Genomic DNA, 22,397 nt, shown 5'->3' with positions numbered 1-22,397 from the left:
ATCTAAAATCTAAAATATTTGTCTTATGGCGTTATTTTCATCACCCTTATCGAACAGCAAAAAAGATACACGGACTGTTGGACGCGGTATTCAATCAATATTTTTAATTGGGTTCACTTTATTGACGCTGGTTGGAATTGAAGCACGATTAGCATATTTACAAATCGTTGAAGGATCTCAACTGCGAAAACGTGCTGAATCTAACCGTGTTCGGACAATTCTCAAACAACCAGAACGAGGTAATATTTTTGACCGGAATGGGAAGTTGTTAGCCACCACCAGATATCCCCATTCTGTATATTTGTGGCCTCTAGCACACACTAAACCATCTTGGTCAGTGGTTGCGCCACGGTTATCCAAAATTCTGGGTATTTCCCAAGAAGAAATGGAAAAGAAACTGGATGCGGCTGGCGCTAACTCAGCTTCACTGATTCGGATTGCGCGTGATGTCAGCGAAGCCCAAATTACGGCGTTAAAAGAGTATGAAAGCGAACTGAAAGATGTGGAAATTAACACAGATGCAGTACGCTACTATCCACATGGGCAAGAATTAGCCCATGTACTGGGTTATACAAGGGAACTGACCCCCGAACAGTTAAAAGATAAGCAAAAAGAAGGCTACCGTCTGGGTGATGTGATTGGTCAGATGGGTATAGAAAAAGCTTATGAAACGACATTACGCGGTGAATGGGGTGGTCAGCAAGTGGAAGTGGATGGCGCAGGTCGCCCAATCCGCATTTTAGGGGAAAAACAAGCTAAAGCTGGCAAGGATTTACATTTAACTATAGATTGGGAACTGCAAAAAGCCGCCGACAAAGCTTTAGGTAAGTATCAAGGTGCAATTGTCGCCCTTGATCCCCGAAATGGTGCAGTTTTAGCGATGGTGTCTCATCCTGATTTCGACCCGAATATTTTTTCTAAGCAAAAACTCTCCGAGAAAGATTGGGAAAGTGTGCAAGGAAAAGACCATCCTTTAGTTAATCGGGCTTTAAGTGCTTTTCCGCCTGCAAGTACGTTCAAAATTGTCACCACTACGGCGGGGTTAGAATCGGGTAAATTTTCTCCTGGAACAGTGTTGCAAACCTATGGTTCTTTGACTGTTGGTGGTGTAACTTTTGGTGAATGGAATCATGCGGGATTTGGGCCTTTGGGATTTCCCAGGGCAATGGCTATGAGTAGTGATACATTCTTTTATCAAATTGGTAAAGGTGTTGGTGGCCCGACTTTAATTACATGGGCGCAGAAATACGGTTTCGGTCAAAAAACTGGAATTGAGTTCCCCAGCGAAGAAACTAGGGGTTTGGTTCCCGATGAAAATTGGAAACAAAAAGCTTGGAAGATACCTTGGACTGTAGGCGACACAATTAATATGTCCATTGGTCAAGGTGCTTTGCAAGTCACACCACTGCAATCAGCAATTATGTTTTCTGTCCCTGCTAATGGGGGATATCGTGTCAAACCCCATTTATTGAAAGATAACGAGGAAGCAAAAAGTTGGCGCGAGTCTTTAAATATGAAGCAGTCAACTATTAATGTTCTCCGCGATGGACTGCGAAAGGTAATTACTGAAGGTACAGGGAAACGTTTAAATCTACCAACGATCGCCCCTGCTTCTGGTAAGAGTGGTACAGCAGAGGCTGGTGTTGGTCGGCCTAATCATACATGGTTTGGTGCTTATGCCCCAAGCGATCGCCCAGAAATTACCGTTGTCGCCTTTGGGGAAAATTCCGGGGATCACGGTGGTACAGTCTGCGGCCCAATGGTTTTACAGGTATTGGAAGCATATTTCCAACATAAGTATCCAGGGAAGTACCAAAAACCAGAATCAGCTAATTCTCAAAATGGTAGTGCTGTTAACGGCGACTAATACGGAATTTGTCATTGGTCATTTGTATTTGCAAAGAATCAAGAACAAACGACCAATGAAAGTTTCCACCAGAAAATTGGCCCTCAAAGGAGAGTGAAGATGAAAAAAGTAGCAGTATTTGGCAATGCTGGCGGCGGTAAATCAACACTCAGCCAGAAATTATCCCAAATCACTGGTTTACCACTTCACGTCTTGGACAAGATTAAATTTCAACCAGGCGGTGCTGCGGTTGCTCAAGAAGATTATCAGCAAACCCATCAGCAAATTTTAGCCACTGACCGATGGATTATTGATGGGTTTGGCAGTATGGAAACCCTCTGGCCACGATTGGATGAAGCAGATACCCTGGTTTATGTCGATTTACCGCTATATGTGCATTTTTGGTGGGTAACTAAAAGATTAATCACAGGTTACTTTCAACCGCCAGAAGGCTGGCCACAAAATAGCCCAATCTTCAAGAGTTCCCTGAGTAGTTACCGCGCACTTTGGTTATGTCATAAATATTTAACCCCAAAATATCGTGAGTGCATCCAGCAGGCTCAAAGCACTAAAAATGTCTATCACATTCGCTCGATTCAACAGATTTCGCAGTTTTTGGAACTAATTGAACATGAGACTAACTTTAGCGATTTCTAGCTACAGAAAAGCTCTTAGGAATTTTCCTTTTGATATGATTCTAAAATTCCACTGCGAATCATTAACTGTGGCCAAATAAACACAAAAAAGCCCATCCAAATAAGTACAGGAATTGACACAAGAATTGTTAACCAAATAATTTTAAATAGGAACCAACTACCACTAATCAAGATTACAGATGTCAAAACTATAGACCAAGGTTGACACCACCAAGGTTTATAATCCCAAGGATTTAAAGGTTTTTGTTCAGACATAAAACATCATAGATTGTTTGAATGGAACAGGGATGAGAGGCTAGTACCGCTACGCGGAAGTCAAAAGTTAAAAGTCAAAAGTTAAAAAGCTGATATCACAAGCTTTTCACTAACTTGAAATGGTATCTTTACTTCCGCCACGTTGTAATAGGGATTAGAGTTTTTTAGAACTCAATACTTTGCTTACCTTACACCTCTACACCCCTGTGTTTTTTAATTAACCATTCACAATATATTGCGAATCAATCGCCGCTACACGGCCAGCATCGACCAAGGCTTGATAAACCATCACCGCTACCTCCGCCCTTGTGGCATCGCGGGTGGGGTTGAGTTGCTTCAAGTTGGGATGATTGACGATAATTCTTTTATCTATGGCTTTGGCTATCTCATCTTTGGCATAGTCAGGAATTTTGGCTTGGTCATCGAAAATTTTGATAGCGTTGGCAACATTACTAGCTGTGCCTAGCCCTAGTCCATTCACGAGAGAAACCAGAACTTGCACACGCTGGATATTTTGGTTAGGGCGGAATGTATTATCTGGGAAACCAGAGAGAAATTGACCTTGATAGGCTTGCTGAATGACTTTAGCTGCCCAGAAGTTAGCTGCTACATCTTTAAATTGTGTTGCTGCCCGTTTTGAGGATGGTGCAAAAGCTTTGACAATTAATGCTGCATATTGCGCCCTAGTCATGGTTGCATTTGGTCTAAAGGTGCGGTCGGGGAAACCGTTAACTATGCCTTGTCTGACTAATTCTCTAATAAAGGCTGCTGCCCAATGATTAGCAATATCGGTTAAGTCGATGGGTGCAGGTGTAGGCGTTGGTGTGGGTTTTGGTGTTGGTGTTGGTGTGGGTACAGGGGTTGGTGTTGGTTCTGGGTCTATTTCTGGTTCTGGGTCTGGGGTGGGTGTGGGTATTGGTATTGGTACTGGTACTGGTGTGGGTTTTGGTATTGGTGTGGGGGTTGGTACTGGTGTTGGTATGGGTGTTGGTACAGGGGTAGGTGTGGGCGTAGGAGTCGGTACGGGAATCGGTGTGGGCGTTGGTACGGGAGTCGGAGTAGGTGTGGGGGTTGGTACGGGAATCGGTGTGGGTGTTGGTATGGGAGTAGGAGTAGGCGTAGGGGTCGGTACTGGTGTTGGTGTGGGAATTGGAGTACTAGCAAACTCGATATTACCGCTAACTTTGCTGGGATCAATTTGATTACCAACGGAAATTAGTCGATTGGAACTAGCATTTTGTAAGTCGAATTTGCCGTTATTGCGGAACGTGTTACCGCCAGAACTGGAGGTACTGCCTAAGTCTGGTAGGGCGGTGGAAATTACAGTTAGACCATCGTCGGTATTATTTTCACTCACATTGTTACGTAATACGGGGCGGGCGCTACCAGAAACGACGATGCCAGAACGGTTTTCGGTAAATTTGTTATTTAAAAGTGTGGGTGAGGCTGTATCACTAATCGCTATACCAAAACCTGTTTTAATGCAGGTGTTGTCTTGAATTTGACCTTTGGCATTTTTAGCGATCGCAATTCCATTAGCTGCATTCTCTGTAAATACATTACCCTGAACTACTGGGTTCGCATCACCAGTGGCAAATACTCCCTCTCGCTTATTATTCTTGAAGGTGCAATTGGCAATGGTCGGAGTTGTTGATTCTGACCAAACACCACTACCGCGAGATGCTGGGTTGGTCACAGTCACTCCCCGCAGTTCCGAACCATCTAACATCACAAAGGTGACGTTTTGACCCGCAAAAGTCCGACTCAGATAGTTACCACTTCCTTCAATTAAAATATTGCTGCCTTTGTTGGCTTCGTTACCAATCACTTTCACACCAAATGGAATGGTTAAGGGAAACACTTCTCCACTAGTAACGCTGTAATTTCCATCTGTAAGTTGAATAATGGTATCAGGTGTGGCAACCTTGAGGGCTTGGCTAATGGTTTTAAATGGCGCTTGCTGGCTACCAGGGTTGGTACTATTGCCAGTTAAAGGATTTACGTAAAATTTTTGAGGCATATTTATACCGCTAAAACATAGTCATACTATTAGCTCTAACTGGTAAAATGGCTAGTTATTGCTAAAATTTGCAACATTGACTACCAAATTTAACGGCTAAATTCCTGAAATTCCCAGATAGACAAACTTACCCCAAACACGCGGATAGGTAGGTGTACAAAATCGTCTTTGAGGAATAACGGCTGGATTCCTTGGAGGGTAAGCTTTTGCAGAAAAATTTAATTAAAATTATCCGCGCACCTTATACAGTCTGGGTTTCAGCATTTTCATGTAAATCAACTGACATTTCATCATGTTAGAATTATGCCATCCGCGAAACTGCACCTTGAAAACTAAATACAGCAAGCTTTTCCGGCTTCCGCAGTTAAAATCTCACTTAATCCCTATCAGGGATTGAAAAAAAATCAGACGGAGACTGATTCATTTTTAAGAGAGTGTTAAAATCTCACTTAATCCCTATCAGGGATTGAAAATGATTTTTTCATATTTCATGGTGCTGACATCAATGGCAGGTTAAAATCTCACTTAATCCCTATCAGGGATTGAAAAGACTGGTGTCCTGTTCCAGAACAACTAATCGGCGATCGCCGGTTAAAATCTCACTTAATCCCTATCAGGGATTGAAAAGAGCAAGCAAGGCAGTTGGCGTTGGTATCTAATGCCAACCGTTGTTAAAATCTCACTTAATCCCTATCAGGGATTGAAAATCAAGATTGGTGATCCGTCTTGCGGACTCTGATGGTTAAAATCTCACTTAATCCCTATCAGGGATTGAAAAAGAACGCGTTCCTGAAGATACTTGAGATTGATTCGTTAAAATCTCACTTAATCCCTATCAGGGATTGAAAATAACTTATCAGAGAAATTAACCATGTCTAATCTATCAGTTAAAATCTCACTTAATCCCTATCAGGGATTGAAAATAGCTGGAAACTTGCCTTTAGCTGGAGCAGTTCGTTAAAATCTCACTTAATCCCTATCAGGGATTGAAAAAGATTTCAGCAACTGATTATATCTCATTGCGTAGGGTTATAGAGTTAAAATCTCACTTAATCCCTATCAGGGATTGAAAACATAATCACCATCCAATTTGCCGGAAGCGACTACGTTAAAATCTCACTTAATCCCTATCAGGGATTGAAACCACCAGCAAGCGATCGCAGGTCAGAAATCATTCGTTAAAATCTCACTTAATCCCTATCAGGGATTGAAACTATCACACTCCTTGTGCCAAATAAATGATATCAAATCCGGTTAAAATCTCACTTAATCCCTATCAGGGATTGAAACGGCACACTACCGTTTTTCCTTGTATACACACACCAGGTTAAAATCTCACTTAATCCCTATCAGGGATTGAAACGAGCAACTAAATTTGTTTTAAATTTTAAAATGTGTTAAAATCTCACTTAATCCCTATCAGGGATTGAAACTCATCAATTTTTGTTGGTGTTTTTGGTAATCTATAAAGTTAAAATCTCACTTAATCCCTATCAGGGATTGAAACGATATTAAGGTAAAACCAACGCCATCCAAGGGTGGTTAAAATCTCACTTAATCCCTATCAGGGATTGAAACCTGTAGCTGCTAATTGCAAACGGTTTTACTTTTAAGTTAAAATCTCACTTAATCCCTATCAGGGATTGAAACGCATAGCGAGTGGTGACTTTGCTCAGTAGTAGAATTGTTAAAATCTCACTTAATCCCTATCAGGGATTGAAACAAATGTAACTACAACAGGAGAGTTATACATATACATGTTAAAATCTCACTTAATCCCTATCAGGGATTGAAACAAGGCGCATAATATTGATTAACACTGGCAACGCGATTGTTAAAATCTCACTTAATCCCTATCAGGGATTGAAACTATTAAAAACTTATCTTTATCAATTTTGATAGCCTCATAACGTTAAAATCTCACTTAATCCCTATCAGGGATTGAAACTCAACTACATTTTGAGCTATTAACAGCAGGCGATCGCGCGTTAAAATCTCACTTAATCCCTATCAGGGATTGAAACCTTGTATTACTTGCTTGCTGTTGCCCACAAGGATGTTTCTTGTTTCGCGCAAAGGCGCAAAGACGCAAAGAATCAATATTTACTCTCTGCTAAAAACCTTAATTCATCCCGCAAATAAGCAACGCTCAAAAATTACTATTTCACATGAACCGGAAACACACCCAAAGCAATTAATCTAGCGGGTAAATCGCGCAAAATTGGTAAGCGTAACAATGCTGGCGGTTGAAAAGTCTGATTAGCAGATAATACAGGTGCAAATACTCGCTTTTGAATAAATGTCTGAAATGCTTGAATAATGCGTGTCGGTAACTCTCGCTGACGCTGAACTTTGGCTAAGTCACTCAGCTTGACTTGGTGATTTTGCAGAGGTTGGCTGAGGACATTAGCGGCTACGACTGCATCTTGAATGGCGTAGTTAATCCCCACACCGCCAACGGGAGACATAATATGAGCAGCATCACCAATGAGTAACAACCCTGGAAGATACCACTGTTTAACGCGGCTTGATTCTACCGATAAAAAAGCGACTTGTGACCAATCTTGAAGAGTATACAAGCGATCGCTTAATTCTGGCACAACTTCCACAATCGATTTCTTTAACTCTTCCAAACCAGCCGTCCGCAGTTTTTGATAGCCGCCTTTAGGAATTACATAAGCAATTTGCCACTCTGTACCACGGTCAAGCATCGCTACAATATGTCCAGGTGCAAAACGTCCCATTCCCCCATCAAATTCTTGAGGATGGCGGGGTAAGCGAAACCAGAGAATATCCATCGGTGGAGAAGTTTCAATAGATGCAAACTCTCCCATTTGTCTTAACTTGGAGTGACGACCATCTGCGCCAACTGTCAGCATAGCGCGGACTTCGTGCCAACCACCGCCACCCCGATAACGCACTCCTGTCACTACCCCATTTTCTGTCATGAGTTCTTGAACATTCGCACCCATCACTAACTGAAAATTTGGATATTGTTGCGCTTCTTGGGTGATGAACTCCAAAAATTTTACCTGGGGCAACATTGTAATGTAGGGATAATTTGTGTTCAGGTGACTAAAATCTGCCAGAGTAAAAGTATTTTGCGGAGTTTTCACTTGAATTTGGCGCATTTTAGTATGAGGTAATTGTAATAGGCGATCGCTTAAATTCAATTCCTCCATAATTTGCATTACTGAAGGATGAATTGTATCTCCCCGAAAGTCGCGGTCAAAATCTTTATGCGCCTCTAGCAACATCACAGATATACCTTGACGCGCCAACAAAAAAGCTAAAACCACCCCAGCCGGGCCGCCACCCACAATACAACAATCAGTAGTGTGTTGATCTATAATCTCATGGGCTGGGTTTACAGTTGTGTCTGCAAGCGCATTAGTCGGTAGATGAGTAGTCATCACAACACCTCCAGATAGCCCTATCACCCAGGGTAGTTTGCTTTTTCTGGTAGCAGCAAATTTTTTAACTTTTTGTAGTCATTTATGTGAGTAACAAAGACAAGGGGGAGAAGGGGGACAAGGGAGACAAGGGGGAGAGATACGGTTCAGCCAGTAGGGTGTGTTAGGCGTAAGCCGTAACGCACCACAGGTTTTGCGGTAGATGCGTTACGCTGTCGCTAACACATCCTACTTATATTTCAACTTACATTTTTGCCAAAATTTGTTGATTTGATTTTTTCACTTTCGCAATCCAATCTTGATATAAGTTGAGAATTTCTGAGTAGGAAAGTTTGCCTTCCGCCATCAGTTCAAATAACGAAGGTAGGAAGAACTTGGGTAAAATAGGAAAGAAATATTTACTCAGACGATTCCTGAATAACAACTCAACAAATAACTTTTTCGAGATAGGAAAAGCGTAATCACTTAATTCTACTAAAGCAATTCCATCAGCTTGACGTTGAAGACTAAACTTTTCCACAGCTACGGCTAAATTATCACCACATTCATCTAAAATTTGGTTAAAAATAGCTACATCTTCCAAGGCGGCGTTACAACCTTGTCCGAGAGATGGGGAAACTCCATGCGCCGCATCGCCAATCAACAAAACACTATCACCGTAATGATAGCGGTTACAGCGCACTGTCAGCACTCTAGATACAGGTCTATTAGCAAAATCTTCCGCTTCTGATTCTGGTAATACTTGGGCAATTTCTGGGAAATTTTGGTGTAAATAGTTGAATACTTCTTGTTTGGTAGTCAGTTCAGGAATGGTTTTATCTTTGTGCGGAAACACAATTACACCATTCCAACTGCTGTCCATTTGATAGACTAATAAAATATTTATACTGTTATCTAACCGCCAAGAGTTGACTTTATTTTGTTGCCAGTTGAGATTTAATTTAGGGTCTAATGGTGGTAAGAAAAAAGATTTGTAGTCATTTGCAACATAATTTTGTTGACACTGAAAGTTCTCTGTTTGTAGAAAACCTTCCCTAACTACTGAACGCGACCCATCTGCACCAATTAATAAGTCATAATCAACGGTAATTTCTGTGTCAGTATCCAGTTGTTTAAACTTTATTTGCTTTGTAGTAAAATCTACTTGTGTACATTCATGATTGAAGTGAAGATTAACTTGATTGCTGCCTTTGATGGTCAACTGTTCTAATAATTGAATTACCAAGCTCGTTCTGTCCAGGGTTAACTGTGAGTAGCTTCTACTGAATACCCGTGTTTTACCATTTTTTTGGTGCAGTGCGGCTCCATTAGTTTCTAAGCTGATGGCTTTTACAGCTTCCTTCAGTCCCTCAATTTGCTGTAAAGCATTGATCCCGCGTTGACTGAGAACAATCGAAAAGGTGCGCGACTTAGAAAAGGCGACAGTGCGGGGATCACTGCGAAAATCAAAAATATCGATTTGATATTTTTCTTGACGACGTAGTAAATAGTGAGCCAGTAGGACTCCGCTAGGGCCAGCACCAACGATCGCTACTCTTTTCACCATAATTCAACTCATAACTACCCAACCTCATAATATATTCATCGGATCAACATCTATAGTCAAGCTAACGCCATCACCACATAACTCTCTAATTTCGTCCCAATTGGGTAACTGGGGTAATTCATCAGGGTTAAATTTTAATAAGATTTGCCAGCGATAACGGTTCGCTACTCGCATTACCCCGGCTGGTGCAGGGCCGAGAATTTCAAAGCCTTCATTGTTCCCCAAGTTGGCAGCGATAATTTGGGCAGTATTCTGCACTTGAATGGGGTCAAGGCTACTGAGACGCAATAAAATTAACCTGCCATAAGGGGGATAATCAAGGTCACGCCGTTTTTCTAACTCAGTTTGACAAAAAGATTGATAATCGTGGGTGCAAACTGCGGCAATTACGGGATCTTCTGGGGTGTAAGTCTGCACAATGACTCTCCCTGCATCATCACCTCTTCCCGCACGTCCCGCCACCTGGGTAAGAGTTTGAAAAGCCCGTTCACTGGCGCGGTAGTCTGATAAATGCAGTAGTCCATCCGCAGCCACAACTCCCACTAGAGTAACTTGGGGTAAGTCCAAACCTTTGGTTAACATTTGCGTCCCGACTAATAAATCGGCTTCACCGTTGGCAAACTGAGTTAGCAAGGTGCGGTGTGCGCCTTTGTTGCGGGTGGTATCGCTATCAAACCGGATGCACCGCAATTGGGGAAACTGTTTAGCTAATTCTTGGGTGACACGTTGGGTTCCACTCCCAAAGAATTTTAAGTAAGGCGAACTACAATCGGGACAGAATTTGGGATGCGATCGCACATAATTACAGTAATGACACCGCAATAATTGGGGCGCACCTTCTTCTGCATGGTGATACGCTAAGGACACATCACAGTGCGGACATTCCATCACATAGCCACAACTGCGACAAGACACAAAAGTACTATGTCCCCGGCGATGAATAAATAAAATCCCCTGCTGTCTTTTTTCCTGTAATTGTGCCAAAGCCTCTTGCAAGCTGCGACTAAATATTGACCGATTTCCCTGCTGTAATTCCACCCGCATATCTACCACCTCAACTGGTGGTAAGGGGCGCGAGTTGATGCGTTCTGGTAATGATAGGTAGTGAGTGGGGAGTGGGGAGTGGGGAGTGGGGAGTGGGGAGTGGGGAGTGGGGGTAGACAAGGGAGAGGGGGTAGACAAGGTAGTTGAAACATCGTTTCTTCCTTGTCCCCCTTGTCCCCCTTGTCCTCCCTGTCCCCCTTGTCCCCTTGTCCCCTTGTCCCCCTCCTGCCTTCCCATACTCACCCAACTCTCCAAAGACGGCGTAGCCGAACCCAAAACCAAGGGACAGTTTTCTAACTCAGCCCGCCATTGGGCGACGGTACGGGCGTGGTAGGTGGGGATCGGTGAATCTTGCTTAAAGCTGCTGTCGTGTTCTTCGTCTAAGATGATTAAACCGAGGTTGGGTAAGGGGGCGAAAATAGCACTGCGCGTCCCGATGACTACTTGCGGTTCCCCTGTTAGCATTTGTCGCCAAGTATCGTAACGTTCGCCTTCGGAAAGGGCGCTGTGATAAACGGCGACTTTGTTACCAAACCGGGCGCGGAATCTATCGGTGAGTTGGGGTGTGAGTCCAATTTCCGGGACTAAGACTAAGGCTGATTTACCTTGATTTAATAATGGTGCGATCGCTTGTAAATATACTTCTGTCTTGCCGGAACCTGTTACGCCATGCAACAAGACTTGAGCAAATTTAGTTAATGATTGTATAGTTGCTAAAGCATTAGCTTGGGCAGTATTTAATAACTTTGGCTGGTCTGGCGTTAATGTCGGGCTTTGTTCGGCACGTAAAATTTCCCGTTCTTCAATCACGATGTAACCTTTTTGCGCCAAGGTTTTGAGGATGGAAGAACTCGCATTACAAATTTGCAAGAGTTCGCTGTGCCATAATTCCCCACCGTTGCGGCGCAAAACTTCGATGATTTCTCGCTGACGCTGAGTTAAATCGCGATCGCTACTATCTATTAATGTGACAGCTTTTTGTAATTTGGGGCGAGTTAGTCTGGGGGCTTCTAAATAACTTTCTACCAAACCCAAGCGCAACAATTCCCGCACGCCGCGATAGGTGAACTTGACTTTTTGTTGAATATACGCAAAACTGTAATCCCCTGATGGTTGAGTTTGCAACAGTTGTAAAATCTGCTGGGCGACTGGACTGAGAAAAGCTCGATGAGATTGGCTTTGGGTATTAGTTAAACGAATCCGGCGTTGAGTCCGCCCTAATAATCCCGGCGGTAAAGCCACCCGAATCACCTGAATTAAGGGCGTGTAGTAATATGCTGCGACGCGGTTTAATAATTCCCAATAATAGCTGGGGAAAAACCCCACACTCACCACATCTTCGACTTCTCGAATTTTGTCTGGTGCTAGATCAATATTAGGTGTGCTTAACAACCGAATGGCGATCGCGCCTAACTGTTGTGCGCCAAATGGCACAGTTAATATATCCCCTGATTTTACTTCTAACTGCGGTGGTAAACGGTATGTAAATAATCCGGTAGCGCCTGGACAGTCTACCAAAACTTCAACGTAGCGATTCCCCTTTTGGGCTTGATAAGATTCCCCTGGCTCGGCAACTACTAAATTTTGTAAATTTAAGTCATTAATATACATATTTGTTGTTTTTTCTTGACAGGAATTTATGATCCCTTTTCTTAGCTCTCAAGAATTTAGTCTTTTTCTCTGTAAAAAGTAAAGTGTATTTCGCAATACGTTTATCACTCATGATACTTGATAAGTTTCCCGTTATGTAACCTACTAGACAAATCAAACTTAGCTATACGTGCAATAAATATTTGAAGACTGCTTACCACAAAAACCAAAAATAGGACTCATATTTGATTTAGAGAAAAAACTGCCTACTCCCTACTCACTAACTGCACAGATAATTTCAAAAATAAAACCGACTGACTATAAACCTCTGACTATTTATGAAATCATTTGCCGATTTACTAAATGTGGCATAGCCTTTTTCCGTCCATTGGTAGATATCCAATTATTGGTGTATGTGAGATGCTTTTATACAACTAATTAATTTCAGCTAATTAAATTACTGAAATTGTGACCTTTAGAAAATTTTATGAAATCCAAATAAAATCAAAATCAAAACCTTTACTTTGAGATTAGTTCCCCCCAGAAAAGATGAAAAACTTTATAAAAATATAGGAATTTTTAAGAAATGAGAATAATTACTTGGTTTCTTTTATATTTGTTAAGGTTGAGAATGGTTGAGGGTATTTGACAGATTTAGGGATTAATCAAAAAATAAGAAGTATATCTGTTAGAACCTGAGACAATAATTTTGAGGTGCAATCACCAATATTTGTACAGGGTTTGATCTAGCAGTAATCATACAGGACAGCTAGAAAAGAATTTTTTAGTTTTGCTAAGTGATTAGTAGAAACTTGTACTTGGTAATCAAGAAAGTGCATTTGTTTCTAAGGGGAAACTACCAAGCCGCAAACGAGTAGCTGTCAAGGAATTATGTACCAAACAAAGCAACCATCCCTAAAGGAAACTATGAATATTGCTGAATTGGGAACAATGGAAATATTAGAAACTGCTGCCGATACAGAAGAACAACTACTCGAAAGTTTAGAAATATTGGTAGAAGAAGAATCCCCAATTGCAGAAAATCTCGAACCAGAGGAACGTGATGGGGATGAGATGGCAGCAGCGCGACCTTCAGGATATAACAAAACTGAGCATGATGATGCCGTAGGTGCATTTTTTAAAGAAATGGCACGTTATCCTCTGCTGAAACCAGACGAAGAAGTTGAATTAGCACGGCGAGTCCGATTTTTAGAAGAAGTCCGAGACATCCAAGCCGCCTTGCAAGCCGAACTAGGACAGCCAGCAACCAAAGCCCAAGTAGCCGCCCAGTTCGATATGACAGAAAAGCAGCTAGAAAGCCGCTTATATCAAGGTCGAGTAGCGAAACGCAAAATGATTCGCTCGAACCTCAGACTAGTAGTATCAATTGCCAAACGATATTTAAATCGCGGAGTACCTTTTCTAGATTTAATTCAAGAAGGGGCAATGGGATTAAATCGCGCCACAGAAAAATTTGATCCCGATAAAGGATATAAGTTTTCCACTTATGCTTATTGGTGGATTCGCCAAGCCATTACGCGAGCGATCGCTAATGATGCCAGGACAATTCGCTTACCAATTCACATTGTAGAAAAACTTAACAAACTCAAAAAAGCCCAACGCGAACTCAAACAAAAACTTGGTCATAACCCCACAGAAGCCGAAATGGCCGCTTCTTTGGAAATGACTGTCCAACAACTACGCCAACTACAACAACTACGCCGCCAAGCCCTTTCCCTCAACCATCGCGTCGGTAAAGAAGAAGACACCGAATTGATGGACTTATTAGAAGATGAAGACAACCTGTCTCCTGAAGCCAAAATGAACGAAAACATGATGCGCCAGGAGATTTGGGAAGTTTTAGGTGACGTACTCACCCCACGCGAAAAAGACGTAATTTCTTTGCGTTATGGACTGACAACCAGCGAACCATGCACCTTAGAAGAAGTTGGCAATATGTTTAATTTGTCTCGTGAACGAGTCCGCCAAATTCAAAGCAAAGCCATGCGAAAATTACGCCGTCCCCACATTGCAAAACGCTTGAAAGGTTGGTTAGTTTAAAAGTGCTGAGTGCTGAGTGCTGAGTTTTAGTCAAATGAGTCTTGACTCTTTAGCTTAACTATGGACTAATGACTATGGACTAATGACAAATGACTAATGACCGATTTAATTTTGCGGTTTGCTGAACCGAGTGATAGCAACGTACTATTTCAATTAATTAAACAGTTGGCGGAGTATGAGAAATTATCTCATACCGTTACAGGCAATGTTGCAGCACTACAAGAGCATCTATTTGGTGAACAAAGATATATCGAAGCCATTTTGGCAGAATATCAAGGACAGGCTGTAGGTTTTGCCTTGTTTTTTCACAACTATTCTACCTTTCTGACCAAGCCAGGAATTTATCTCGAAGATTTGTTTGTTTTACCAGAGTATCGCCGTCAGGGTATTGGTAAAGCACTGTTAACCAAACTAGCGCAAATTGCCGTCGAGCGAAATTGCGGACGCTTAGAATGGAGTGTCCTGGATTGGAATGAACCAGCAAAAGCATTTTACCGGAGTATGGGAGCCAGCATCTTAGATGATTGGCGAATTTGTCGTGTCACAGAAGAGAACCTGAAAAATTTAGCCGCCAAGTAATAACAGGACTGACATCAATTTTATCGGAATTACGCATCAAAACGAAAAATCAAGGGTTTTGCCGAGGGTGTAGGGATGTACTTATTCAAAATCCTTACTCCTGGATTTCTCTCTTGTGAGAAATCCAAGTGTGTGGGAGGGGTGGGAGGATAAGAAATCTTTCCCCCCACACTCCCCACACCGCCTACCTATGCGTGAGAAATTCGGGTTACACCCCAAACCCCGTCCAAAATCATTTTTTCGTTTTTTGTTGAGTTATCGTTTGCTGGTTTTGTGATGACTATATCTAAATATTCAAATTTATTGATTTATAGACAGTTTTCAAACATAATTTTTTACTGTGCGATCGCTGCTATTGTAAAATTTGAGACTAACTAGCAAATTTGCTTCGATCAAATTTTTTCTATTTAGGTCAATTATTATACATTCTATATTCTAACTCCTGTTTATTTCTCTGTTTTATTTTTGATACGGGTGCTTCAATATGTTCTGGCAATTAAAAGCGAGCTTGCAACTCAGTTGTCTTCTAATCCTATTGTGCAGGACTATTTTGTCAAAAAAGTTGGTGAGGAATTTCCAGAACTCTCCACAAATCTTTGGCTGCATTCAAATGCCAATGGAATTACCCAGGCAATTCGCTTTATTACCAGCGCGAACGCATCTTAATTGCTAATAAAAATTAGAAAGGAAATTCAAATATTAAATGAAAATTTTTTTAATGCACCCCAGACTGTACAAGCCACAGGCTGGTGTAAATCCCATCCAGTGCGATTAATTCTTCGTGTGTACCCTGCTCGACAATTTGACCATGTTCCATCACATATATGCAATGACTATGGCGAATTGTGGAAAGACGGTGAGCGATCGCAATAGTTGTCCGATTTACTGTAATCTTTTCTAAAGAGCGTTGAATAGCTGCTTCCGTCTCATTATCCACCGCAGATGTCGCCTCATCTAAAATCAAAATCGGCGGATTTTTCAACACTGCTCTAGCTATAGCAATACGTTGGCGTTGTCCCCCAGATAACTTTTGTCCTCGTTCCCCAACTATCGTTTCATAACCTTGGGGAAGCTGCATAATAAAATCATGGGCTTCGGCTACTTTTGCCGCATCAATAATGGCTTCTTCTGTCGCATGAAACGTACCGTAGGCAATATTTTCTGCTACCGTACCATGAAATAAGAATACATCCTGACTAACTAAACCAATACTACGACGCAAATCATACAAATCCAATTTTTGAATATCAATTCCATCAATCGTAATTGCACCAGTAGAAACATCATAAAAACGCAATAATAATTTCACTAAAGTGCTTTTACCCGAACCTGTAGAACCAACAACCGCAATAGTTTTTCCAGCAGGAATAATTAAAGATAAATCTTTAATTATCGCAGTGCTGTTGCGATAGGCAAAAGTCACATTTTTAAAATCAACTTCACCGCGCACCTGTTCCACCACTAAAGGCACATCTCCCGTAGTAATTTGGATAGGAGTATCTAATAAATCCATCACCCGCTTAGTAGAAGCCATTGCTCGCTGATAGTGATCAAAAGTTTCCCCTAAAAAGACTAATGGCCATAATAATCTTTGTACAAGCACCAGTAAAACACTATAATTACCTATAGATATTTTCCCTGAATATGCAGCCATTCCTCCCAGGAATAATAAAGCCGTAAACCCTGCTAAAACCAACATTCTAATTAAGGGGACAAAAGCCGCAGAAAGTTTAATGGCTTTAGTATTACTTTTTCTATAAGCTTCACTTTCCTCGGCTAATCTGATATTTTCATAATTTTCTGCCGTGAAACTTTTAATAGTAGTAATTCCACTAATGTTATTAGACAGTCTTGCGTTAAGAAAACCAACTTTTTCTCTAACATCAGCATAACGAGGTTCGAGACGTTTTTGATATACCAATGAACCCCAAAGAATAAAGGGCATTGGTAACATTGCTACCAGAGTAATATTAACTGGTAAGATGAAAAATGCCCCAACAATTAAAATTATCAAAGCAGTTGTGACTTGAATAATTTCATTTGCTCCCCCATTTAAAAAGTCTTCGAGTTGGTTGATATCATCACTGAGAATTGACATCAAACCGCCTGTGCTGCTGTCTTCAAAATAAGCTGATTCTAATTGTTGTAAATGATTGTAAGCATCTAAACGTAAGTGATGCTGGATATTTTGTGCGACATTGCGCCAAAGTCGGTCATAAGCATACTGAGAAAGTGACTCAAAAACCCAAATAATAATAGTAATTAATGAAAGTGCAGCAAATTGCCATACTACTTCTTTAATGCCAAGTTTAGCAATAACAGAATTTTGTTGTTGCACTAATATATCGACCGCAATACCCACTAACCAAGGTGGTGCTATATCTAAAATGGTATTAATTACAGAATAGGTAGAGGCTTGATAAATCTGTCCGCGATATTTTTCCCCATATCGCAGTAGTCGTTGCAAGGGAGAGAGTTGATTTGATCCTTGATGAAATTTAGGTGTCATTGTCTGAATGAAACTTTAGGAATTTAATTTTTTTAATTAGTCATTACAAATGTAATTACTCAAAATATATAAATATTACTATTTTTTGATATATAATTTCTATCCAAAAACGGCAAATTTTTATCCCAAAATGGTAATTTATAGGTTATTTAGATAACACGTCTATGTAAAATCAGAACAAAACGTTATGATATGGCAGTGCTGAGAATACTTTATGCGTCGAGATTCGATATTTTATAAATTATTTCAACAATCCCCTAGTTTGTTATTTTCGTTATTGGCGAACCCACCAAGTAATGCAGATGAATATATATTTGATTCGGTAGCTGTTAAAGAACCAAAGTTTGAAATTGATGGGGTATTTCTACCACCACAAAATCAAAATCCAGGTGTAGTGTATTTCTGTGAGGTACAGTTTCAAAAAGACGAAAGACTCTACGAAAGAGTATTTGCAGAATCGTATTTGTACTTTTACCGCAACCGTGACAGATTTAGTAATTTGCAAATCGTGATAATTTACCCATCTCGTAGTTTAGAACAAACTGATATTAATCCTTATCTCAGTCAACTGAATAGCCCCCAGGTAAATCGGATATATTTAGATGAGTTGGGTGATATTCGCTCCTTACCTGTGTGGGTTGGGTTGATGGTGTTGACTACTTTGGAAGAAGAACGTACTACTGAAGAAGCCAGGTATTTATTAACCAGGAGTCAGCAGGAAAATTCTCAACCAGAAAATCGCGCCATAATAGAGTTACTGGTGACGATCATGGTGTACAAGTTTGAAGGTAAAAACCAAAGGGAGGTAGAACAGATGTTGGGAATTACACTCCAAGAAACACGGGTTTATCAGGAAATTAGGGAAGTAGAAGCGCGATCGCTCGTTTTGCATTATCCCGTAGAGTAGGAGAATTACCGCAGGAAGTACGTCAGCGCGTTGAATCCCTGGCGTTGGAAGAATTGGAAAATCTGGGTGAGGCTTTGCTGGATTTTACGGGTATGGCTGATTTACACGCTTGGCTGGAAGCACTTGAAAGCTAACTATATGACTCGTATTTAATTTTTGAAAAAAAACTGTACATCTTAAATATTAGACTGCTGATGTGAGTTGGAGTTTGGAAAAACTTAATTTTGATTCGCTGTTTTAGCCAAGGGTAATAGTTGCTCTTGTAAAAATTTAAGTGTAATTTGTGTACCACTCGGTGAAGGTAAACCTAAACAAATATAAGTAGGAATAAAGTAGACTCGTTTGTTTCTACTCGCACTTAATGACTGAGCGAGAGTGTTTGTATTCCAAGATTTTTTGACAGATGTTAATTGAGTTTTAGCAAAACTATTTGTATTTTTTATATTGCTTAACTCAACAATGTTATGTCCTTGGACAATGATTAAATCGGCATTAAGTTGGGGTAATATTTCTACCGAAATCGGTTGAGTAATATTTGTTGGTGTAGAGTTGGAAACCTTAGCCAGTTTAAATCCAATATCCTCTAATAAACCCCCACAAAAATCTAGAGGAGTCACCAGATTGATTGATGAGTTGAGTTGTTCTGAGGACACCATCAGGACTTTTGGATAGGCTTTGACAACAGGTGCTAATGCTTTACGGGTTTTTGTTATTTGTTGACGATGGGCTGCTATGATTTTTTTAGCCTGATTGCTACGTCCTAATACTTGAGCGATCGCCTGTAAAGAATCTTGCCATTTATTGCCACCAACATAATCAAATAGCAATGTGGGCGCGATTTGCGATAATTGACCATATTGTTGCTGATTTCCCCGAATATCTCCCAAAATTAAATCTGGCTTGAGTTTGATAATAGTTTCTAGGGATGGTTTGCTACTCATTCCCAGGTTAGCAATTGGGTGAGTGATGCGATCGCCTAAATAGGGAATCTGTTCTTGAGGACGATCAAAATCACCACGGCGATTGCTAAATATTTCCGCGTAGCCAATCGGCTGCACACCCAATAAAAGTACAATATCTAACATCTTGGGATTGAGAACCACAATCTGTTTTGGTTGTCCACAAATCTGCGTTTCTCCCCCCAGATGTTGCACTGTTTGACAATCACCTCTGGGTGTGAGATGGGAAGATGAGATGTCAGACGGTTGGCGATGACAACCTAAAACTAAAACCAACATCAAACAACTTAACAGCAATAATCGCACAATTACCTTCATCCTAAAAACTCACCGAAATCGAACCCACCACTGTAAATGGTTCTCCAGGAATACCTGCATTTGTGCGGCTACCAAATCCACCCCGACTGTTGGTATATTCCACATCAAATAGATTGCGGAAATTAAGAGCAAACTTCCAATTATCTCGGCGGTAAAATAATGCTGCATTGGTGAGAACATAGCTATCTAGGGTAAAACTATTATTCAAATCTCCCTGACGTTCACCAACATAATTAATTCCGATTCCTCCACCCAAACCTTGCAAACTCCCGCTTTGAATTTCGTAGGTTGTCCATAAACTGGCTTGATATTGGGGAATTCCAATCAATCTGTTCCCCACCGGAATAGTATTATCTTGAGTTATCGTTGCATCCGTATAGCTATAGGAAGCAATGATATTCCAACCGGGTAAAATTTTTCCCGTCAAGTCGAATTCTACACCTTGACTGCGCTGTTCACCGGTGGCGATGGAAATACCCAAACCGGGAAAATTTGGATCTTCAGTAGCGACATTCTGCTTGGTAACGTCGAAATAAGCTAACGTCGCCAACAAATTCCCGCCTAATAGTTCTGTTTTTACCCCCACTTCAAATCCTTCCCCCCGTTCAGGTTCTAAGGGGTTGCCATCTGCGCCGATGTCATCCACACTGGGGTTAAACGATCGCGAATAACTGCCGTAAAAAGAAACATTGGGAATTGGTTGATAAACTACACCGATTCTGGGTGTCCAGGCAGAATCATTTTGAGTTGTATCACCACCTGGGTAAAATAATGCAGGTACATTCTGATTTCTTTGTGCTACTGTTTCATAACGCAAACCTAGCAGTAGATTTAATTGTTCAGAAATTTCAATTTGATCTTGCAAATAAATTCCTAAGCGATCGATTTCCGAATTGCGGTCAAACAGCAATGTATCAAATTCTGGTCGATTTACGCCATAGCTGGGATTGAAAACATTAATGGGGAATGAGGTAAAGTTAGCTAAAGCAAAGCGGCTGGTATTAGTGCGACTTAAATCTGCACCAAATAGTAAAGTATGTTTGAGTCCACCAGTGGTAAATTTGCCAACAACGTTGGTTTGTAAGGCGTAATTGCGAGAGTTGAAATCATCGAAAGCAAATATTCGCTGGAGTTCGCCAGTTGTTTCATCAAACCCTAGAAAGATGCTGAGTTTATCCGAGAAAACAGTGGAATCTGTGAAGCGAAAAGCATTGCGAATTGACCAATTATCGCTGAATTTGTGGTCTACAGATAAATTCAAACTCAAGAAATCACGCCGCAGAAAATCATCAGGTTCATTGAAAATGCGATCGCGCGGAGTATTGATCACGCCATCCCCAAAAGCCACTTTACCCGAATCCCAAGGCTGTTCGCGGTTGGAGACTTGTAAATCAAAAGCTAGATTGGTGCGATCGCTAATTTCCCATGTTAACGTCGGCGCAATAAAAAATTGCTGAAACTCTTGATCAAAATCTCGAAACCCATCGCGCCGAGAATAAACAGCATTCAACCGATATAGTAGGCGTTTATCATCTGTTAAAGGCCCGGAAATATCTATCTGCGGACGAATCAAGCCATCAGAACCAAATTGTAGTTCAGTTTGATAAAAGGGTTCAGATAGAGGTTGTTTCGTGACGACATTAATTAAACCCCCTGGCTGAATCTCGCCATACAGTATCGATGCTGGCCCTTTTAATACCTCAATGCGTTCTATATTGGCGACTTCGGGAATCTCCGCAAAATCATATTGACGAAAGCCATTTTGCAATACAGGTGCTTGATCAAATCCCCGAATACTATAGTTTAAATCACTACTTGTATCTGTACCGTTATAGACAACACTACTAGAATTTTGTAAAGCTTCCTCCAAGCGCGTTACTTGCTGTTCTTCTAACACTTGACGAGGAATCACCTGAATTGATTGGGGAATTTTCAAAATTGGTGTATCTGTGCGTGTGGCTGTCGTCGCATTCGGTGTGAAATACTGGTCTTGTTCCCCGGTAACTACTAACTCAATTGGTTCATCCTGTTGCGCTGTTGGTTCTTCCTGTGGTGTTTGCGGTGGTTGTGTCGCAGTCGTTGTAGATACTACAGCAAAAATTAAACCTTCATCCCCATCAAATAACTCAACTGTAGGCAAAATTTTCTCACCGGCGATCGTCACACGCACACTATTGACATCTACATTCGTCACGGTGATTTCAGTAATTCCCGCGATTGGTTTTTCCGAACGAAATGTAAAAGCATCGCCATTGGGTAAACGCAACTGAGCATTAGGGATATCTACAATCAAGTTATTACCTTCACCGCGATTTGTGACTTGTAGTTGTTCCCCTTGGTTTGTTTCTAAAATTACCTCCACACCTTTATCTGTGGGATTTGCCTTAACTCCTGTAATTACTACAGTTGATTGAGCCAGTAAAATTTTCTCCCTCGTGCTTTGAATAGTATTTTGCTGTTTTTCTGATGCCAATACCTGTGCAGGCTCGCATATACTACAGATGATCCCGACTACACCCACTACCAACCAGAGATAAATTTTCAGTGATAATGCCAAACCCTTGCTGCTAGAAACCAAACCCCAACTGTTCATACTACTCCCTACACCCCTAAAAATCATCTTGCTTATTGCGTATATTTCTTATTTGCTAACAAACAGAGTGTAAAAGAGTGAAGCAAGTTGAGTCTATCCCA

13 protein-coding genes, 1 pseudogene and 1 CRISPR repeat array are annotated in these 22,397 nt (G+C 41.1%); of the genes and pseudogenes, 6 read left to right on the top strand and 8 right to left on the bottom strand.

What is annotated here, in order from left to right:
- Positions 1-25: 25 nt before the first annotated feature.
- The gene (gene mrdA, locus H6G77_RS12505; RefSeq protein ID WP_190871722.1) at positions 26-1,867 is read left to right on the top strand and encodes a penicillin-binding protein 2; all 1,842 of its coding nucleotides are present in this window, start codon (positions 26-28) and stop codon (positions 1,865-1,867) included.
- A gap of 99 nt (positions 1,868-1,966) precedes the next feature.
- On the top strand, positions 1,967-2,503 hold the full coding sequence (locus H6G77_RS12500; RefSeq protein WP_190871721.1) for an adenylate kinase: 537 nt from the start codon (positions 1,967-1,969) through the stop codon (positions 2,501-2,503).
- 14 nt (positions 2,504-2,517) lie between these two features.
- Here H6G77_RS12500 and H6G77_RS12495 read toward each other — a convergent pair whose 3' ends face one another.
- From H6G77_RS12495 to priA, 5 genes are all read right to left on the bottom strand, one after another.
- A complete protein-coding gene (locus H6G77_RS12495) occupies positions 2,518-2,757 on the bottom strand; it encodes a DUF6737 family protein (protein WP_190592496.1) in 240 nt (79 codons plus the stop codon).
- Positions 2,758-2,974: 217 nt separating this feature from the next.
- The gene (locus H6G77_RS12490) at positions 2,975-4,777 is read right to left on the bottom strand and encodes a DUF1565 domain-containing protein (protein WP_190871720.1); all 1,803 of its coding nucleotides are present in this window, start codon (positions 4,775-4,777) and stop codon (positions 2,975-2,977) included.
- Positions 4,778-5,140: 363 nt separating this feature from the next.
- Positions 5,141-6,800: direct repeats of the CRISPR family, unit length 36 nt; unit sequence GTTAAAATCTCACTTAATCCCTATCAGGGATTGAAA.
- A 136-nt stretch (positions 6,801-6,936) separates the two neighbouring features.
- On the bottom strand, positions 6,937-8,190 hold the full coding sequence (locus tag H6G77_RS12485) for an FAD-dependent oxidoreductase (RefSeq protein WP_190670764.1): 1,254 nt from the start codon (positions 8,188-8,190) through the stop codon (positions 6,937-6,939).
- A 244-nt stretch (positions 8,191-8,434) separates the two neighbouring features.
- Positions 8,435-9,736, bottom strand: a complete 1,302-nt coding sequence (locus H6G77_RS12480) for an NAD(P)/FAD-dependent oxidoreductase (RefSeq protein ID WP_190871719.1) — start codon at positions 9,734-9,736, stop codon at positions 8,435-8,437.
- Between the two features lie 24 nt (positions 9,737-9,760).
- A complete protein-coding gene (gene priA / locus H6G77_RS12475) occupies positions 9,761-12,391 on the bottom strand; it encodes a primosomal protein N' (protein ID WP_190871718.1) in 2,631 nt (876 codons plus the stop codon).
- 870 nt (positions 12,392-13,261) lie between these two features.
- Between priA and H6G77_RS12470 the strand changes: the two genes are divergently transcribed.
- From H6G77_RS12470 to H6G77_RS12460, 3 genes are all read left to right on the top strand, one after another.
- Positions 13,262-14,431, top strand: coding sequence for an RpoD/SigA family RNA polymerase sigma factor (locus tag H6G77_RS12470; RefSeq protein WP_190590079.1), 1,170 nt, complete (start codon positions 13,262-13,264; stop codon positions 14,429-14,431).
- Positions 14,432-14,527: 96 nt separating this feature from the next.
- Positions 14,528-15,010 (top strand): GNAT family N-acetyltransferase, encoded by a 483-nt coding sequence (locus H6G77_RS12465; protein ID WP_190871717.1) that lies wholly within the window; start codon positions 14,528-14,530, stop codon positions 15,008-15,010.
- 474 nt (positions 15,011-15,484) lie between these two features.
- Positions 15,485-15,676 (top strand): hypothetical protein, encoded by a 192-nt coding sequence (locus tag H6G77_RS12460; RefSeq protein ID WP_190670772.1) that lies wholly within the window; start codon positions 15,485-15,487, stop codon positions 15,674-15,676.
- A 49-nt stretch (positions 15,677-15,725) separates the two neighbouring features.
- Here H6G77_RS12460 and H6G77_RS12455 read toward each other — a convergent pair whose 3' ends face one another.
- Positions 15,726-17,519 (bottom strand): ABC transporter ATP-binding protein, encoded by a 1,794-nt coding sequence (locus H6G77_RS12455; protein WP_190871716.1) that lies wholly within the window; start codon positions 17,517-17,519, stop codon positions 15,726-15,728.
- A 214-nt stretch (positions 17,520-17,733) separates the two neighbouring features.
- Between H6G77_RS12455 and H6G77_RS12450 the strand changes: the two are divergent.
- Positions 17,734-18,560, top strand: a pseudogene (locus H6G77_RS12450) (DUF2887 domain-containing protein).
- 84 nt (positions 18,561-18,644) lie between these two features.
- On the opposite strand, the gene H6G77_RS12445 reads toward H6G77_RS12450, so the two are convergent.
- Together H6G77_RS12445 and H6G77_RS12440 are read right to left on the bottom strand one after the other, a co-directional pair.
- Complete coding sequence (locus H6G77_RS12445) at positions 18,645-19,703, bottom strand: iron-siderophore ABC transporter substrate-binding protein (protein WP_190871715.1); 1,059 nt, start codon at positions 19,701-19,703, stop codon at positions 18,645-18,647.
- A gap of 1 nt (position 19,704) precedes the next feature.
- Complete coding sequence (locus H6G77_RS12440; RefSeq protein ID WP_190871714.1) at positions 19,705-22,296, bottom strand: TonB-dependent siderophore receptor; 2,592 nt, start codon at positions 22,294-22,296, stop codon at positions 19,705-19,707.
- Between the last annotated feature and the right edge of the window lie 101 nt (positions 22,297-22,397).

This window comes from Aulosira sp. FACHB-615, assembly GCF_014698045.1.
Classification (GTDB): domain Bacteria; phylum Cyanobacteriota; class Cyanobacteriia; order Cyanobacteriales; family Nostocaceae; genus Nostoc_B.
The sequence above is the reverse complement of the archived record's forward strand: the minus strand, read 5'-3'. Positions and strand labels throughout refer to the sequence as shown.

Bases quoted from the DNA above. Each gene is read 5' to 3' on its own strand.
- H6G77_RS12480 (WP_190871719.1), bottom strand. From the start codon at position 9,736: ATGGTGAAAAGAGTAGCGATCGTTGGTGCTGGCCCTAGCGGAGTCCTA.
- H6G77_RS12470 (WP_190590079.1), top strand. From the start codon at position 13,262: ATGTACCAAACAAAGCAACCATCCCTAAAGGAAACTATGAATATTGCT.
- H6G77_RS12455 (WP_190871716.1), bottom strand. From the start codon at position 17,519: ATGACACCTAAATTTCATCAAGGATCAAATCAACTCTCTCCCTTGCAA.
- H6G77_RS12440 (WP_190871714.1), bottom strand. From the start codon at position 22,296: ATGAACAGTTGGGGTTTGGTTTCTAGCAGCAAGGGTTTGGCATTATCA.
- mrdA (WP_190871722.1), top strand. From the start codon at position 26: ATGGCGTTATTTTCATCACCCTTATCGAACAGCAAAAAAGATACACGG.
- H6G77_RS12500 (WP_190871721.1), top strand. From the start codon at position 1,967: ATGAAAAAAGTAGCAGTATTTGGCAATGCTGGCGGCGGTAAATCAACA.
- H6G77_RS12495 (WP_190592496.1), bottom strand. From the start codon at position 2,757: ATGTCTGAACAAAAACCTTTAAATCCTTGGGATTATAAACCTTGGTGG.
- H6G77_RS12445 (WP_190871715.1), bottom strand. From the start codon at position 19,703: ATGAAGGTAATTGTGCGATTATTGCTGTTAAGTTGTTTGATGTTGGTT.
- H6G77_RS12465 (WP_190871717.1), top strand. From the start codon at position 14,528: ATGACCGATTTAATTTTGCGGTTTGCTGAACCGAGTGATAGCAACGTA.
- H6G77_RS12490 (WP_190871720.1), bottom strand. From the start codon at position 4,777: ATGCCTCAAAAATTTTACGTAAATCCTTTAACTGGCAATAGTACCAAC.
- priA (WP_190871718.1), bottom strand. From the start codon at position 12,391: ATGTATATTAATGACTTAAATTTACAAAATTTAGTAGTTGCCGAGCCA.
- H6G77_RS12485 (WP_190670764.1), bottom strand. From the start codon at position 8,190: ATGACTACTCATCTACCGACTAATGCGCTTGCAGACACAACTGTAAAC.